This is a genomic window from Kocuria sp. ChxB, assembly GCF_044359605.1.
GTDB lineage: Bacteria > Actinomycetota > Actinomycetes > Actinomycetales > Micrococcaceae > Kocuria > Kocuria rhizophila.
Window position 1 is genome coordinate 1383669 of record NZ_CP121123.1, and the last position, 16264, is coordinate 1399932.

The 16264-nt window shown below is 70.7% G+C and carries 14 protein-coding genes; 4 read left to right on the top strand and 10 right to left on the bottom strand.

The window, feature by feature from the left end; all coding sequences use genetic code 11:
- Positions 1–311 precede the first annotated feature (311 nt).
- From P8S73_RS06080 to P8S73_RS06090, 3 genes are all read right to left on the bottom strand, one after another.
- Positions 312–539, bottom strand: a complete 228-nt coding sequence (locus P8S73_RS06080) for a hypothetical protein (RefSeq protein WP_101888244.1) — start codon at positions 537–539, stop codon at positions 312–314.
- A gap of 96 nt (positions 540–635) precedes the next feature.
- Entirely contained in the window at positions 636–1049 is a 414-nt protein-coding gene (locus P8S73_RS06085) for a hypothetical protein (RefSeq protein WP_121566440.1), read from the bottom strand.
- A 69-nt stretch (positions 1050–1118) separates the two neighbouring features.
- Positions 1119–1799 carry a trans-aconitate 2-methyltransferase gene (locus P8S73_RS06090; RefSeq protein WP_121566441.1) on the bottom strand — a complete coding sequence of 227 codons (681 nt, stop codon included), beginning with the start codon at positions 1797–1799 and terminating at the stop codon, positions 1119–1121.
- Positions 1800–2014: 215 nt separating this feature from the next.
- On the opposite strand from P8S73_RS06090, the gene P8S73_RS06095 reads away from it, so the two are divergent.
- Positions 2015–3007, top strand: a complete 993-nt coding sequence (locus P8S73_RS06095; protein ID WP_135010737.1) for a hypothetical protein — start codon at positions 2015–2017, stop codon at positions 3005–3007.
- Entirely contained in the window at positions 3007–3723 is a 717-nt protein-coding gene (locus P8S73_RS06100; RefSeq protein WP_239357574.1) for a succinate dehydrogenase/fumarate reductase iron-sulfur subunit, read from the top strand. The genes P8S73_RS06095 and P8S73_RS06100 overlap by 1 nt, the downstream gene beginning before the upstream one ends.
- A 111-nt stretch (positions 3724–3834) precedes the next feature.
- Here the strand turns inward: P8S73_RS06100 and P8S73_RS06105 are convergent, their stop codons facing one another.
- A complete protein-coding gene (locus P8S73_RS06105) occupies positions 3835–4410 on the bottom strand; it encodes a hypothetical protein (RefSeq protein WP_259900846.1) in 576 nt (191 codons plus the stop codon).
- A 150-nt stretch (positions 4411–4560) separates the two neighbouring features.
- Between P8S73_RS06105 and P8S73_RS06110 the strand changes: the two genes are divergently transcribed.
- Positions 4561–5811 (top strand): hypothetical protein, encoded by a 1251-nt coding sequence (locus tag P8S73_RS06110; RefSeq protein ID WP_396350253.1) that lies wholly within the window; start codon positions 4561–4563, stop codon positions 5809–5811.
- Positions 5812–5970: 159 nt separating this feature from the next.
- Here the strand turns inward: P8S73_RS06110 and P8S73_RS06115 are convergent, their stop codons facing one another.
- Positions 5971–7458 (bottom strand): alanine/glycine:cation symporter family protein, encoded by a 1488-nt coding sequence (locus P8S73_RS06115; protein ID WP_396350254.1) that lies wholly within the window; start codon positions 7456–7458, stop codon positions 5971–5973.
- A gap of 154 nt (positions 7459–7612) precedes the next feature.
- Positions 7613–9451 carry a dihydroxy-acid dehydratase gene (gene ilvD, locus P8S73_RS06120; RefSeq protein WP_239357561.1) on the bottom strand — a complete coding sequence of 613 codons (1839 nt, stop codon included), beginning with the start codon at positions 9449–9451 and terminating at the stop codon, positions 7613–7615.
- Positions 9452–9896: 445 nt separating this feature from the next.
- Between ilvD and P8S73_RS06125 the strand changes: the two genes are divergently transcribed.
- A complete protein-coding gene (locus tag P8S73_RS06125) occupies positions 9897–11423 on the top strand; it encodes a gluconokinase (RefSeq protein WP_019309874.1) in 1527 nt (508 codons plus the stop codon).
- Between the two features lie 38 nt (positions 11424–11461).
- On the opposite strand, the gene bioD is transcribed toward P8S73_RS06125, so the two are convergent.
- The 4 genes from bioD to bioB all read right to left on the bottom strand — a co-directional run bounded on the left by bioD (position 11462) and on the right by bioB (position 16258).
- A complete protein-coding gene (bioD, locus tag P8S73_RS06130; protein WP_029603179.1) occupies positions 11462–12181 on the bottom strand; it encodes a dethiobiotin synthase in 720 nt (239 codons plus the stop codon).
- A 138-nt stretch (positions 12182–12319) separates the two neighbouring features.
- Positions 12320–13498: an 8-amino-7-oxononanoate synthase gene (locus tag P8S73_RS06135; RefSeq protein WP_059281755.1), complete on the bottom strand. Its 1179-nt coding sequence runs from the start codon at positions 13496–13498 to the stop codon at positions 12320–12322.
- Positions 13495–14829: an adenosylmethionine--8-amino-7-oxononanoate transaminase gene (gene bioA / locus P8S73_RS06140; protein WP_035885159.1), complete on the bottom strand. Its 1335-nt coding sequence runs from the start codon at positions 14827–14829 to the stop codon at positions 13495–13497. Before bioA ends, P8S73_RS06135 begins: the two co-directional genes overlap by 4 nt.
- Before the next feature lie 19 nt (positions 14830–14848).
- Complete coding sequence (gene bioB, locus P8S73_RS06145) at positions 14849–16258, bottom strand: biotin synthase BioB (RefSeq protein WP_396350255.1); 1410 nt, start codon at positions 16256–16258, stop codon at positions 14849–14851.
- Positions 16259–16264 lie beyond the last annotated feature (6 nt).

Here is a 16264-nt window from a genome sequence, read left to right on the forward strand (position 1 = left end):
CTCCTTTGCAGCGTGTTCGGATGTGCACTTCACATGTGGGCTGCACTGTCACTGTAGGCCGCGTCACACGGGGAGAACACCGGCTCGCGGGACCATTTCAACTCGGGAGTAACATCCGCGCGCGGCGGCCGAGACGCCGCACCGGGGCGCAACATCGCCGCGGGCTGGCGCGACCGACGAGACGACCTGGACCGGGCGGCGTCGTCCGCCGGTCGAGGCACGCGGAACTGATCCGCGAGGCGCTCGACGCGGCCACGGGGGAATGAGCGGACGGCATCCCGGCCCCTGGTGCTGGCGGGGGACGGGAACGTCTAGGGGGACGCCGCCTGCCGTGCCGCCCGCACATCCCGGCGGATGTTCACGCCGATCTGCAGGAGGGCGACGAGGGACACGAGCCCGCCCAGCCACGGCGAGTGAGAGACGTTGACCGGCCCGATGTTCAGTTCGCTGCCCGTCAGGCTGATCCCCAGAAGGAGGATGGCAACCCAGCCGACATAGGTTTGGGCGCGGTCCCACTTCCGGGCAGTGCTCCGCTTCATGATGTTCTCCCGTCGGGGCGCTCGCGATGTTGCTATGACTCGCCTCTGGTGCCCGGGGTCCGCTGTGTGGAGATCGAAGCTATCACGGCCCCGAGTTCAGCCGTCCCGCTCCAGCAATCCCTGGTACCGCTCGGACGTGAGCTTCGAGAACAGCAGCACCAGCAGGACCGAGACGACGCTGACCAGCACGAGCCCCACGGACCACGGCACCCACACGGAAAAGAGCGCGGCAATCACCAGGACGAACACGACGGCCGAGCAGATCTGGGTGGCCACCTTGTTGTGAGTCAGGGCCAGGAACGCGGCGTCCACCAGCGTGTCCACCAGCATGAGCACCACCAGGACCACGCACGTGGCCAGGAACTGCTCCAGCAGGGTGAGCGGCCCGGTGGCCTGGTGCTCCCCGAAGACCTGCCACAGCACCTGGGGAGCCATCACCGCCAGCGGGATCCCCGCCAGCACCAGGCACAGCTCCGCCAGCACGCCCCACTCCTTGGCCTTGCCGCTCATTCCCACGTCCTACATCGATCGTCTGGTTCTCACGGTGACCTGTTGGCCCCACGTAGCCACCGGGACCGCTCAGCACCCGTCCACCGAGCACCCCCTGCTCACCGGCACAGCCGGTGGCTCGGACGTCTCCTTGACCGCGAGCAGGTGGCACTCCGGGAACCGGTGGTCCGCGTCCGGGCGGCTCACCGTCCGCCACCGCTCCGTGAGGCCCGCGCGCAGGAGATGGTCCGCCATCACGTCCGGGTGCCAGCGCCACGCGGGAGCCACCGCGTGGTCGAAGGAGACCACGGCGCGACCGCCGTCCACGGCCTGGAACGCCACCAGCACCACACCGCCGATCGGCAGGCGCTCCGCCCACGAGCGCAGGATCCCGGGCACACGGTCCGGGGCCACGTGGATCAGGCTGAACCGCGCCAGCACGGCGGCCGGCGGCTCGTCAGCACCCAGGGCCTGCGTCCAGGTGACGGGATCGCAGGTGCCGCGCACGAACCGCAGTTCCGGATGCGCCGCCCGTGCGATCTCCAGCATGGCTTGCGAGGGGTCCACGCCCACCACCGGGACACCGGCCGCCGCGAGCGCCGCCGTCACGTGACCCGTCCCGCACCCCACGTCGACCACGGAGCCCTCCGCCGCGCACTCCTTCACCTGCTCGGCGAACGCGGCCACGACTCCGCGTTCCAGGGGCGAGCGGAAGGCCTCGGGAAACGCGCGCTCGTACTCCGCGGCGAGGTGGTCGTATCCGGGTTGCATGGGCTCCACGCTCACACACCACGGCTGGCGCCTCAAGGGCGGCGCCACGCAGCCGCCCCTGAGCAAGACGCCCGGGGGGGGACATGGGCTCGGAACGCACTGCAGCGGCGTCGTGCGCCCCCGGGGTGGGTGCCGTGCCCGGGCGGAACGGGCATGACCGCGTGTGACCCCGGGAACTGATGGCCCTCCCGGGGAGCTTCTAAGATGGCTCAGTGATGAACCCCGCCACCCCTCCCTCGCGCCAGGGCACCGCACCGACCGCTGCGCCGCCGACGCGCCGGGCCGCACCCGCCACCGCCGACGACGCCGCCCCGGCGCCCACGGGCGCGTGGCAGGCCTCGGTGGGAGCGGCGTCGAACGCAGACCTGAAACTCGCGATGGCCGCTTCCGGGACCGTGCTGAGCGTGTTCACCGTGGGACACATGGCGGGCAACATGCAGGTCTACCTGGGGCGGGAGCGGTACAACCGCTACGCGCTGCTGCTGCGCCACGCGGGCGCGCCGGTCCTGCCCGCGAACACCCTGCTGTGGGCGGCGCGGATCGGACTGCTCGCGAGCACGGCCACCCACGTGGCCGCCGGCACGGAGCTGACCCTGCGGGCCTGGCGCGCCGAGGGACGCACCGTGGCGGGAACCGTCCGGCAGGTCACGCGGCAGGTCGCCACGGTGGTGGACCGGCGCCCCCGCCTCGCGCTGCCCGGACGGCCCATGGGCGTGCCCAGGCAGATGACGGGCACAGCGCAGGTTTACCGTCGCGCCCCGTTCGACGGTGCCCTCCTCCCGGGCCGCTTCGACGCCGACGCCCCCCGCAGGCGCCCTCGGGGACGACGCCGCTCGGTCCCCCAAATGATCGCGCGCTCCATGCGGTCCACGGGCGCCGTGCTCGGCTTGTTCGTGACCTACCACGTGCTGGACCTGACCACGGGCACCCGCCCGGCGGCCTCACGGTCCTTCGAGCACGGGGACGCCTACGGGAACCTGGTGGGCAGCCTCTCCCGGCCCGTGGTGGCGGTGTTCTACACGGCCTCCATGGCCGCGCTGGCCGGGCACATGGTCCACGGGCTGCGCACGGCCGCACTGGACACCGGGCTCACGACCACGGCCCGGCGCGTGCACCGGGTGGATGTCGCCGCGAAGGCCGTGGGCGCCGTCGTCGCCGTGGGCAACGCGAGTATTCCCCTGGCCGTATCTTTCAAGGTGGTGCGCTGATGCTGCTGACCGTGCACGTGTGGCGCCAGGCGGACGCCAGCACCCCCGGGGGCTTCGAAACCGTCCACCCCGTGGAGGCCCGCGAGGACATGAGCGTCCTGGAGCTGCTGGACGCCGTCAACGAGACACTCGAACGCCAGGGGGACGAGCCCGTGAGCTTCGACGACGGCTGCCGCGAGGGCATCTGCGGCAAGTGCGGTGTGACCGTGGACGGCGTGCCGCACGGCCCGGACCGCAACAGGGCCTCGTGCATGCAGTCCCTGAACGCCTACCGGGACGGGGACGAGGTCTTCATCGAGCCCCTGCGCGCCGGGGCACTGCCCGTCACGAAGGACCTCGCCGTGGACAAGAAGTCCCTGCGGCGCGTGTCCAAGGAGGCCAAGTTCCCGGTGGCCATGAAGGCGCTGAACACCGCGGGCTGCATCAGCTGCGGCGCGTGCATCGCCGCGTGCCCCAACGGTTCCGGGCAGCTGTTCGTGGGCACCATGCTCAAGCACCTGCCGCCGCTGGCCAAGACCCCCGAGGAGCGTGACGAGCGCGCCGCCAAGGTGCTGGACGCCGCGGACCGGGAGTTCGGCCCGTGCTCCCTGCTGGGGGACTGCACAGAGGTGTGCCCCGCGGGGCTGCCGCTGGAGAACCTCACGTCCGTGGCCCGGGAGAACCTGCACCGCAGCTTCCCGGACCGGTACCCCGCGCCCGGGGATACGCAGGACTGACGCGGCCCCGGGGTGCCCGGGCATCCCGCACGCGTGCGTTGCTGGTGCGGCCCGCTCAGGCGCGCACTGGTGGTTGCGCCCGCTCAGGCGCGCTGTGGTGGCGCCACCCGCTCAGGAGAGCCGCAGCACGGCGGCCGCGCGCCGCCACCCCTGGGGCTCAAGCCCGGGAACGTCGTCCTCGGGCACCACGGCGTAGAGCCGCTGCGCGTCCGCCAGGAACGCCTCGTTGGCCATCGCGGACACCAGCGGGTCCACCACCTCCGCGGGGTCCCGGTCCTCGGCGGTGCCCGCGACTACCGGCCCCATGAACGCCACCTCCCCCTGCACGGAGAGGGTCGAGTGCGCCACGGGGCGGCCCCACTCGTCCACCTCGAAGCGCAGGTGGTCCCCCATGGGGGCGTCGAACATCCCGGCATCCCCGGGGAAGCCCAGCCCGCGGTCCAGCTCTTGGACGTCACCGCTCAGCAGCACCTCGGTGGCCAGCACCTCCCGGCCCGCCGCCCGCGCCGCGGCCCGAACCTCCTCCGCCTGCCCGGGCTCGCACACGAGCACCGCACCGTCACCGCGCCCACCGGGCAGGGCGCCGTCCCACGCCCGCACCTCGCCCGGCGGTGCGTCCTCCTCGACCGCGTTCCACCCCGCCGCCCAGGCCTCCAGATCCGACTGCCACTGCTGCACCACGGCCACTCCCTCCACTCGTCGCCCGCCCTCGAGTATCCCACCGCCGCGGGGCCCGGGCGGTCCGGCTCCGGCGCATTCTCTATGCTTGGCCCGACAGGTTGTCACGCCGCGGCGTGCGCACCACGACATTCACCCACCCCTCGAGGAGATGCTCTCGTGTCCGCCAAGAAAACCCTTCAAGTCGCCCTGGCCTTCATCGGCCTCATGGTGGGCGCCGGCTTCGCCACGGGCCAGGAAGTCATCCAGTACTTCGTCTCGTTCGGCCTCTGGGGGCTCGCGGGAGCCGTCGTGGCGGGCATCCTGATGATCACGGCGGGAGCGGTGATCATCAACATCGGCAGCTACTTCCTGGCCGACGAGCACCTGGGGGTGTTCCGCTCCGTCTCCGCCCCCGTGGTCTCCCGCTTCCTGGACATCTCCGTGTCCCTCACCCTGCTGGCCATGGGCATCGTGATGCTCGCCGGCGCGGGCTCCACCCTGGAGCAGCAGTTCGGGCTCCCGGCGTGGATCGGCTCCGCGATCATGGTGGCCATCGTGATGCTCACCGGTCTGCTGGACGTCAACAAGGTCACCAACATCATCTCCGCCGTGACCCCGGTGATCTTCGTGGCCGTGATCGTCGCGTTCGTCTACACCCTCATGCAGCTTCCCGTGGACCTCGGTGCCATGAGCGATCTGGCCGTGCAGGCCGACTCCCCCGTGAGCCCGTGGTGGCTCTCCGCGATCAACTACACCTGCATGGCGCTGATGCTGGGCGTGTCCATGTCCCTGATGATCGGCGGCAACACCCTGGACCCGCGCGACGCCGGGCGCGGCGGCCTGCTGGGTGGCGTGGTCTACACCATCCTGCTGGTGATGAACGCGTTCGCGCTGCTCGTGAACTTCGACGCCGTGGGGGACGCGGACGTGCCCATGCTCAAGCTCTTCGAGAGCATGCACCCGGTGGCCTCCCTGGCCATGGTGTTCGTGACCTTCCTGATGATCTACAACACCACCATCAGCATGTTCTACGCGCTGGGCCGCCGCATGACGGTCAACCACCGCAAGCGCTACGTCCCGGTGTTCCTGGGCATCTGCGTCCTGGGCTACGTGATCAGCCTGGTGGGCTTCGGCACGCTGATGAGCGTGGTGTACCCGGTGATCGGCTACGTGGGCATGGTGCTGGTGGTCGTCATGTTCATCTGGTGGTTCCGCAACCGCGAGGCCATCGGTGTGGAAGCCGGGCGCCGCACCCGCATCCGCGCACTCATGACCAAGCGCGGTGACGAGACCAAGGAGTTCACCGAGTACAACGAGAACCAGCTGCGCGACGCCACCGAGGAGTCCCCCGCGGACAACGAGGCCCTCACCGGCGCCATGGAGGTCCAGGTCAAGCGGGAGCTCGGCGAGGACAAGTCCTCCTCCTGACGACGCCGCTGGGCGGCCTCCCACAGCACCGCAACCCGCCCTGCACACCCTGCAGGACATGACGAAACCCCCGGCAGCGACCGGGGGTTTCGTCATGGACGGGAGCGGGCGGCGTCGTGATCCGGTGCGGACGGATCCGCCGTGCGCCCGCGGGAGGGTTCAGCCGCGGGCGGTGTTCCTCTCCTGCGTGCGCTGCTCCCAGAAGATCGGCAGGGTCACGGTGTCCGTGCCGTCCCACGCGGACAGGCCGTGGATGCCGGGAATGTCTCCCGCCTTGAACACGGGCTCCACGCCAGCCTTGCGCTGCTCCATGTAGTTCTGCAGCACCTTGGCCGCCACACCTGCGAGCATCACCAGCGCAATGAGGTTCAGTGTGGCCATGATCGCCATGAACAGGTCCGCGAGCGACCACACGAGGTCCAGGGCCAGCACCGCGCCCATGAACACGCACACCAGCACGGCGAAGCGGTAGACGCCCATGGTCACGCGGGAGCGGGTCATGAAGCGGATGTTGGACTCGCCGTAGTAGTAGTTGCCGATCACGGAGGACCAGCCGAAGAGGAAGATCGCCACGGTCAGGAAGTGCACGGCCCACTCGCCCAGCTGCATGCCCAGCGCGGTCTGCGTGAGGGACGCACCCTGGCGCTGGTCCCCGTAGGTGGGGTTGGACAGCAGCACGATGAACGCGGTGATGGAGCACACCAGCATGGTGTCGAAGAAGACGCCCAGGGACTGCACGAAGCCCTGCTTTGCCGGGTGGGAGATGGACGCGGTGGCGCCGGCGTTCGGGGCGGAGCCCATGCCGGCCTCGTTGGAGAACAGACCGCGCTTCATGCCCTGGATGATCACGCCGATCAGACCACCCGTGATGAACTCGCGAATGCCGAACGCCCCCTCGATGATCATGCCGAACATGGCGGGGATCTCGGTGATGTTCAGGACCACCACGAGCAGCCCCAGCACCAGGTACAGCACGGCCATCACGGGCACGAGGATCTGGGTCACCGCGGAGATGGAGCGGATGCCACCGAAGATCACCAGTGCCGTGATGACCACCAGGGCCAGGCCCAGCACCACGCGCAGCCACATGTTCTGGCCCTCGGTGACGTCCACGTCGAAGGAGCCGGCCACGGCGTCCACGATCGAGTTGGACTGCACGGAGTTGAACACGAAGCCGTAGGTCACGGTGATGATGACCGCGAAGAGCACGCCCATCCAGCGCTTGTTGAGCCCGCGCTCCATGTAGTACGCCGGGCCGCCCACGTAGCCGTCCGACGTCTTGACCTTGTAGAGCTGGCCCAGCAGGGACTCCACGAACGCGCTGGCCGCGCCGATCGCGGCGATGATCCACATCCAGAACACGGCACCGGGTCCGCCCAGGGTGATGGCGATGGCCACGCCGGCGATGTTGCCCGTGCCCACGCGAGCCGCTGCGGAGACCGTGAATGCGCGGAACGAGGAGATGCCCTTGCGCCCGTCCTCCTCACCGGCCGGATCGGTGAGCACGCGGAACATCTCGGGGATGCCGCGCAGCTGGATGGCCTTGGTGCGGACGGTCAGGTACAGGCCCACGCCGATGAGGACGGCGAAGACGACGTACCAGACGTACTCGCCCACCGTTCCGACGAGTTCGGTCAGTGCTTCCATGGAAAACTCCGGGATCTTCGGGGATGCCCGGACCGTGGGACTGTTCCAGTCGCGCGAGGGCCCGGGCGGGAAAAGAATGTGTGCTGCCACACCAATTCAGCACAGATTATCCGATTCCCACCCGGGCCGAGACCATCCGGGGTGCCGCGCGGGGTCAGTCCTCCACGACGCGCACCGCACCCTTGTCCGCACTGGTCACCATGGACGCGTACGCCTTCAGCGCCTTGGACACCCGGCGCTCGCGCGGCTTGGTGGGCTTCCAGGGGGCGTCCCCCTTCTCCTGGCGACGGCGCGCGAGCTCGGCGTCGTCCACGTTGACCCGCAGCACGCGGTTCTCCACGTCGATCTCGATCTCGTCCCCGTGCTCCACGAGGCCGATGGCCCCGCCCGCGGCGGCCTCCGGGGAGATGTGCCCGATCGACAGCCCGGAGGTGCCGCCCGAGAAGCGGCCGTCCGTGATGAGCGCGCACGTCTTACCCAGGCCCAGACCCTTGAGGTAGCTGGTGGGGTAGAGCATCTCCTGCATCCCGGGACCGCCCTTGGGGCCCTCGTACGCAATGACGACGATGTCCCCCTCCGTCACGTTCTTGGAGAGGATCTCGTGCACGGCCTCGTCCTGGGACTCCACCACGAACGCCCGGCCCGTGAAGTGGAACAGCTCGGGGTCGATGCCCGCGGTCTTGATGACCGCGCCGTCCTCCGCGATGTTGCCGAACAGCACGCACAGCCCACCCTCCGCGGTGTAGGCGTGCGCCACGGAGCGGATGCAGCCCTCGGCGGCGTCCACGTCGTGGTCCTCGTACTCGTTGGCCTGCGAGAACGCCTGGGTGGTGCGCACCCCGCCGGGAGCCGCGAGGAAGAAGTCGCGGGCGGCGTCGGATGCCTTGCCCGAGCGGATGTCCCACTCGTCCAGCCACTCGCCCATGGTCTGGGAGTGCACGGTGTGGACGTCCTCGTTGAGCAGTCCCCCGCGGCGCAGCTCGCCGAGGATCGCGGGGATGCCGCCGGCGCGGTGCACGTGCTCGATGTGGAACTTTGTGGAGTTCGGCGCCACCTTGGCCAGGCACGGCACGCGGCGGGAGAGGGCGTCGATGTCCGAGAGGGTGAAGTCCACCTCGGCCTCCTGCGCGGCGGCCAGGATGTGCAGCACGGTGTTGGTGGAGCCGCCCATGGCGATGTCCAGGGCCATGGCGTTCTCGAACGCGGCCTTGGTGGCGATGTTCCGCGGCAGCACGGATTCGTCGTCCTGCTCGTAGTACTTCTTGGCGGACTCCACCGCACGCCGACCGGCCTCCAGGAACAGCCGCTTCCGGTTGACGTGGGTGGCCAGGGTGGTCCCGTTGCCGGGCAGGGAGAGCCCCAGCGCCTCGGTGAGGCAGTTCATGGAGTTGGCGGTGAACATCCCGGAGCACGAGCCGCACGTGGGGCACGCGTTCTCCTCGATCTGCGCGAGCTGCGCGTCCGTGACGGACTCGTCCACGGCCAGGGACATGGCATCCACCAGGTCCACGCGGTGCTCCACCACGCCCTCCACACCCTCGCCGGACTCCATGGGTCCGCCGGAGACGAACACCACGGGGATGTTCAGCCGCAGCGCCGCCATGAGCATGCCCGGGGTGATTTTGTCGCAGTTGGAGATGCACACCAGCGCGTCCGCGCAGTGGGCGTTGACCATGTACTCCACGGAGTCCGCGATGATGTCCCGCGAAGGCAGCGAGTACAGCATGCCGTCGTGGCCCATGGCGATGCCGTCGTCCACCGCGATGGTGTTGAACTCCTTGGCCACGCCCCCGGCCTCCTGGACCGCGGACGCCACCAGGTCACCCATGTTCTTGAGGTGCACGTGGCCGGGGACGAACTGCGTGAACGAGTTCGCAATCGCCACGATCGGCTTCCCGAAGTCCTCGCTCCCCATGCCCGTGGCCCGCCAGAGGGCGCGCGCTCCCGCCATGTTGCGGCCGGTGGTGGACGTTGCTGAACGCAGCTGCGGCACTGTGGTTCCTTCCCGAAAGACAGTGCCGGGGCGGGCCGTCGCTCTCCAACCCCGCCCCGGCACACGTGTTGCGTCCCAGCCTACGCGCGGCCCCGGGGCGGGTTTCACATCGCGGTCACGGATCTCACATCCCGGACCCTCCACCCCTACTCCCCCGCCCGCCGACGACGACGCCGCACGGCCACTTCCCCGCCCGCCTCACCGCTCACGTCACCACCCCCACCCCTCCGCCCTCCACCGTTCAGCCGCCCCGCTGAGCCTGCCGGTCCCCCGCGGCATGGTCCGCACCGCCTGAGGTGCACTTCTGCCCCGGAATTCCGTGACATCCGGGGCAGAACTGCACCTCAGACGCTCTCGGCCCGGGCGCCCCCGGCGGCGGTTCCTAGACTGGGGCGCAGACCACCGGAACCCGAGAGCCCGCGGCGGACGCGGGATCAGGAGAGACATGGGCAAGCACAAGAAGACTCCCCGCCCGCACGACGGCGCCGACTTCGCCGTGGACCTGGCGGACGCGCGGGATCCGCTGGTGATGACGCTGGACATCGGTTCCACCGCGACCCGCGGGTCCCTCTACGATGCCACCGGCACGCCCGTGCGCCACTACCGGGACAAGGTGCCGCACGAGTTCACCACCGCGTCCGACGGCACGTCCGTGATGGACCCGGACCAGGTGGTCGGGGAGATCACGGAGATCCTGGACCGTGTGTGCGACCGGCCGGAGCTCGCGGGGCGCGTGGGCGGCGTCGGGCTGGACTCCTTCGCATCCTCCCTGGTGGGCGTGGACGCGGACGGCGGGGCCGTGACCGAGTGCTTCACGTACGCGGACTCCCGGTGCGCGCCGCAGCTCGCGCGGCTGCGGGAGGAGCTGGACGAGCGCGAGGTGCAGCAGAAGATGGGCGCGCGGCTGCACACGAGCTACCTGGCGCCGCGCTTCCGGTGGCTGCGGGAGACCCGGCCGGAGGACTTCGAAGCCGCGGAGCGGTGGCTGAGCATTGGCGAGTACGTGTGGCTGCGGCTGCTCGGGACCACCGCAGCCGGGACCGCGACCGCCGCGTGGACGGGGCTGCTGAACCGGCGCTCGGGCAACTGGGACCAGCGGATGCTGCGCGCCGCCGGGATCACCGCGGAGATGCTTTCCCTGATCCTCGAACCCCACGAGCCGCTGCCGGGTGTGGACCCGGAGCGCACCGCACGCTGGCGGGGACTGACCGGAGCGCAGTGGTTCGCCCCCGTGGCGGACGGGCTGTGCGCGAACCTGGGCGTGGGCGGCGCGGACGAGGACACCATGGTGGTCTCCGCCGCGACCTCCGGCGCCATGCGGGTGCTGCTGCACCACATGCCGCAGCAGATCCCCGCGGGGCTGTGGTGCTACCGGATCGACTCCTCCCGGTGCCTGCTGGGCGGGGCGCTCAACGACGTGGGGCGCGCCGTGAGCTGGTTGCAGGACACCTTCGCCCTGGACACCGAGGTGCTGAACGGGATCGCCGCCGCTCCCGTGAGCGCCGAGACCCCCGGCGTGCTGCCGTTCCTCACGGGTGAGCGCTCCACGGGGTGGGCGGGCAGCGCGCGGGCGGTGTTCTCGGACGTCTCCGCCGCCACGGATGCACCCGCCATGGCCCGCGGGATGCTCGAGGGGATCGCCGGGTCCTACCGTCGCGTCTCCGACGAGCTGGAGAGCGCCTCCACGGGTGTGGAGCGGATCGTGGCCGCCGGGCGGGTCACCCAGGAGCTGCCCTCGTGGCTGCAGATCCTGGGCGACTACCTGGGCACACCCGTGATCCACCAGACCATGAAGCGCTCCACGTGCCGCGGCAACGCGCTACTGATGCTGGAGTCGCTGGCGCCGGACGTCGAGCGGTCCTCGCCAGAACCCGCGGGCACGTACTCCCCGCGCGAGGCGGCGCAGGAGCACTACCGCCTGGTCCACGAACGGTTCGAGCGGCTGTACGGGGCCACGGTGGCGGGGGGCTGAGAGCGGCACGACGACGCCGGCCCCCGCCTTTCCAGCGATCAGCGGCTCCCGTGCCCCCATCCTTGCGGGACGGCACCCAGCAGCGGGATGCGCTGCCCGTCGAGCGCCGGGAGGTCCGCCAGGTACTCCCGGTTGGAGACCTGCAACCGGTCGGGTTCGTGGGGCCAGCTGCCCAGCACCACACCGGCCACCCGCACCCCACGGTGCAGCAGGGCCTCCAGGCTCAGCAGCGTGTGGTTGAGTGTGCCGAGGTCCGGGCGGGCCACCAGGACGGTCTGCGCGCCGAGCGCCTCCTCCTGCTGCAACGCCGCCGCCAGATCGGCAATCGTGCGCCGGTCTGCGTCCAGCTCCACGAGAACGCCGCCGCTGCCCTCCACCAGCACGAGGTCGTGGGATTCTTGTAGTTCCAGGATTTTCGCCACGTGGGCCGTGATCGGCAGCAGCTCCACCCCGTCGATGGCCGCGGCGGGAGGGGGCGCCATGGGTTCGGTCAGCCGCTGCCCCTCCGACATGGTGAGCGCCTCGGACGGGACGCCGGCGGCGCGGGCCAGCCGAGCGACGTCGTGCACGTCCCCCGGCTCGTCACCGCGCACGCCGGTCTGCTGCGGCTTGTAGACGGCAATCCGCCGCCGCCCCGCGTACCAGCCGGCCACCGCGAGAGCAGCCGTGGCGTAGGTCTTGCCCACGTCGGTGTCCGTTCCCGTCACCACCACGGTGCGCGGGAGCGACAAAAAGATGCCGTTCAAAGGATTTTTCATGGTGTCTCCTGCCCGTTGCTGATGTAGTGGCGAAGGACCGTAGCGAGGACCGCCCACGCCCTGCGTGCCGCGCCCGGGGACGTGCTCCCCCTGAGCCACCGCTGGAACAGCACGCGTGGACTCGTAGCCCGGGACCGCTCACGGGGTGACCGGGTCACCCCCGGACACGTCCGCCAGCACCTCGCGAACGTGGTCCAGCGCCCCCGACAATTCCTGTAATTCCATGTTTCCCGGCGCCGTGATGCGCAGGCGGCTGATGCCGTCCGGCACCGACGGCGGACGGAAACAGCCCACCGCGATTCCCCGGGCCCGCAGCTGCTCCGCGGCCCGAACCGCAGACTCCGGGGTGACCATGGGCACGGACTGCACCGCCGCCCTGGCGTGCGGAACGTTCAGCGTGGTGGCCACGAACCGCGCCCGCTCGTGCAACCGGTCCGCCAGCTCGGGAGCCTCCCCGATGATCCGCGCGGCCTCGGTCGCGGCCGCCGAGGACGCCGGCGCCAGGGCCGTGTCGAAGATGAACGGGCGCGCCGTGTTCACCAGGTGCTCCCGCAGTGCGGGTGAGCCGAGCACCGCCCCGCCCTGCGCGCCGAGCGCCTTGGACAGTGTGAGGGTCAGCGCCACGTGCGGGGATCCCGCAAGCCCGAGCTTGTGCACGAGCCCCCGCCCTCCGCCGGCCACGCCGATGCCGTGCGCCTCGTCCACGAGCAGGAGGGCATTCTGCCGCTTGCACATCTCTGCGAGGTCCCGAAGTGGCGCGTGATCACCCCACACCGAGTAGACCGACTCCACCACCACGATGGCGCGCGTCTCCGAGCGCTCGGCCAGCAGCTGCGCCACGTGCGCGACGTCCGAGTGACGCGCGATCCGCACCGGCGAGCGGGACAGCCGGGCCCCGTCCACCAGCGAGGCGTGCGCGTGGGCATCCGAGACGATGAGCGTGTCCGCATCCCCCAGCGCGGTGAGCACGCCGGTGTTGGCGGCGTACCCGCTCGAGAACGCCAGTGCCGCGGGCTGGCCGGTGAGCGCACACAGCTCCCGTTCCAGCCCCTCGTGGATTCCCAGCGTGCCCGTGACCAGGCGCGAGGCGCGTGATCCGGTTCCAAACTCGTCCAGCGCCGCGCGGGCCGCGGCCACGACGCGCGGGTCCCGGGAGAGCCCCAGGTAGTCGTTCGACGCCAGGTCCACACAGCCTGCAGGCAGGGGCCGCAGCCGACGCCGCAGCCCCGCCTCCTCCCGCTGCTCACGCCGTTCGCGGAGCCAGTCGTCGAGCGGTCCCGCGGTATCCACTGTGCGTGCGGAAGCAGCAGCAGTCATGACCCGGCCTGCAGTTCCACGTGCTGGGCGGCCCGGAGCAGGGCGTAGGCGATCGTGCGGACCTCCTCGTCCGTGCACACGTACGGCGGCATGGTGTAGAGCAGCGGGCCGAACGGGCGGAACCACACCCCCTGCTCCAGCGCCGTGCGCGTGAGCAGTGCCGGATCCGGTGCCTCGTGGAACTCCACGACCCCCACCCCGCCGATCGCCCGCACATCCTTGACCACCGACAGGTCCGCCGCCACAGGGAGGATCTCGCTCAAGGCCGCGGACAGCCGTGCCACGTCCTCCGACCATGTCTCACGGAGCATACGCACCGACTGCAAGGCCACGGCGCACGCGAGCGGGTTGGCCATGAACGTGGGCCCGTGCATGAGCGCGCGCTGCTCGGACGCGGTGATCACCTCCCCCACGGCTGCGGAGACGAGCACCGCCGCCAGGGTCATGTACCCGCCCGTCAGGGCCTTGCCCACACACATGACGTCCGGGACCACGTCCGCCCACTCGCTCGCGAACCACTTGCCGGTGCGCCCGAAGCCCGTGGCGATCTCGTCCACGATGAACACCAGGTCCAGCTCGTCCGCCAGTTCCCGCAACGCCCGCAGGCACGCGGGGTGGTAGATGCGCATCCCACCCGCGCCCTGCAGCACGGGTTCCACGATGATCCCCGCGAGCTCACCCCGGTGCTTCCGCGCGGTGGCCCGGACGTCCTCGATCCACTGCGTCACGCAGCCCTCGTCCGCGTGCCACACGGAACCGTCGGGCGTGGTGGCCGCCGGCGGCGGTGCCACGAACAGCTGCTCCGCCACCAGACCCGAGAACTCGGCGTGCATCCCGCCCTCGGGGTCGCACACGCTCATGGCACCAGTGGTGTCCCCGTGGTAGCCGCCGCACACCGTGAGGATGCGCCGCCGCTCCGGGTGACCCCGCGCCGCCTGGTACTGCACAGCCAGCTTGAGGGCCACCTCCACGCTCACCGATCCGGAGTCCGCGAAGAACACGTGCTGCAGCTCTGGTGGCGTCACCTCCACCAGCAGCTCGGCGAGCTCCACGGCAGGGCGGTGCGTGAGCCCGCCGAACATCACGTGAGAGAAGGCGGTGACCTGGTCCACAACCGCGCGGTCCAGCTCCGGATTCCGGTATCCGTGCACCGCGCACCACCACGAGGCCATGCCGTCGATCGCCTCGATGCGCTCACCCTCGGGGCTCGCGAGCGTGAGGGTCACGCCCTCCGCCGCCTCCACGGTGTACGGGGCGGGACCGTCCAGCGCGGCGTACGGGTGCCACAGCAGCCCACGGTCCCGCGCGGCAAGACTTTCCCCTGACGGCATGTTTCCCACGGCGCCGGGCTCAGGCATTCGGCGCCACCGAGGTCCCCGCACCACGACGCCGCACGGTCGGGCTCAGCTCCAGTCCCACCCGGGTCTCGTCCTCGTCCCGCTCGGGGCCGTCCCCCGAGCCCAGCAGCGCCGCGAGGGCCGGGGACATGCCGGTGCCGGTCGACGCGGACGACGTCGCGGCACTACGGCTGCGGGCCGGATCGCCAGCATTTCGGGAACCGTCCTCGGGAGCACTGCCGACTGCCTCGGCAAGTCCGCTCCGGGGCACGTCTGCGGGGGCGCTTCCACCGCCCGGCGCGGAAACGTCACCGGGCGAGGAACCGGCGGCCGATCCGCACACGGACCCGCACGGCGTCGTCGTCTGCTCCCCCGAGCCCTGCTCCGCACCGCTCCCCTGGGCCGCCGCCGGGCCGACGTGACGGTCCCGGGACGGATCCGGACCGGCCCCGAGGACGGTGAACCCGGCGTCGGCGATCATGGCCAGGTCCGCCTCGGCGGCCTGGCCCTCGGAGGTGAGGTAGTCACCCAGGAAGAGGGAGTTGACCACGTGCAGCGCGAGGGGCTGCAGCGAGCGCAGGTGCATCTCGCGCCCGCCGGCCATCCGGATCTCCTTGTCCGGGCACACGAAGCGCACCACGGCGAGGATCTTCAGGCACTTCTGCGGGCTGAGCTGCCACGTGCCGGCCAGGGGCGTGCCTTCGAACGGCATGAGGAAGTTCACGGGCACGGAGTCCGAGCCCAGGTCCCGCAGCGCGAACACCGCCTCGACGAGCTGCTCGTCCGTCTCCCGCATGCCCACGATCAGCCCGGAGCACGGGGAGAGCCCGGCGTCCTTCGCGCGCTCCACGGTGTCCACACGGTCCTGGTAGGTGTGGGTGGAGCAGATGGACTCGTAGTGGGACTCGGCGGTGTTGAGGTTGTGGTTGTAGGCGTCCACCCCCGCGCCGCTCAGTGTCTCCGCCTGGCCGTCCTTGAGCAGGCCCAGGCATGCGCAGACCTCCACATCCGGGTGCTGCTCCTTCAGCGCCTCGACCGTGCGGCTCACGTTGCTCACCTCACGGTTGGACGGGCCGCGACCGCTCGCCACGAGGCACACGCGGCTCGCACCACCGCGGATGCCGTACTCGGCCTGCTCCACCGCCTTTTCGGGGCTCAGCCACGAGTACTTGAGGATGTCTGTCCCGGCGTTCAGGCGCTGGGAGCAGTAGCCGCAGTCCTCGGCGCACAGCCCGGACTTCAGGTTGACCAGGTAGTTCACCTTCACGGTCATGCCGAAGTGCTTGCGGCGCAGGCGCGCGGCGGCCGCCACGAGATCCAGCATGCCGGGATCGTCGGTGCGCAGCAGTTCGAGGGCTTCGTCCGGGGTCACGGGGGTGCCGGCGAGAACGCGCTCGGCCAGCTCTGCGGGGTTCTTGAACATTGTTCA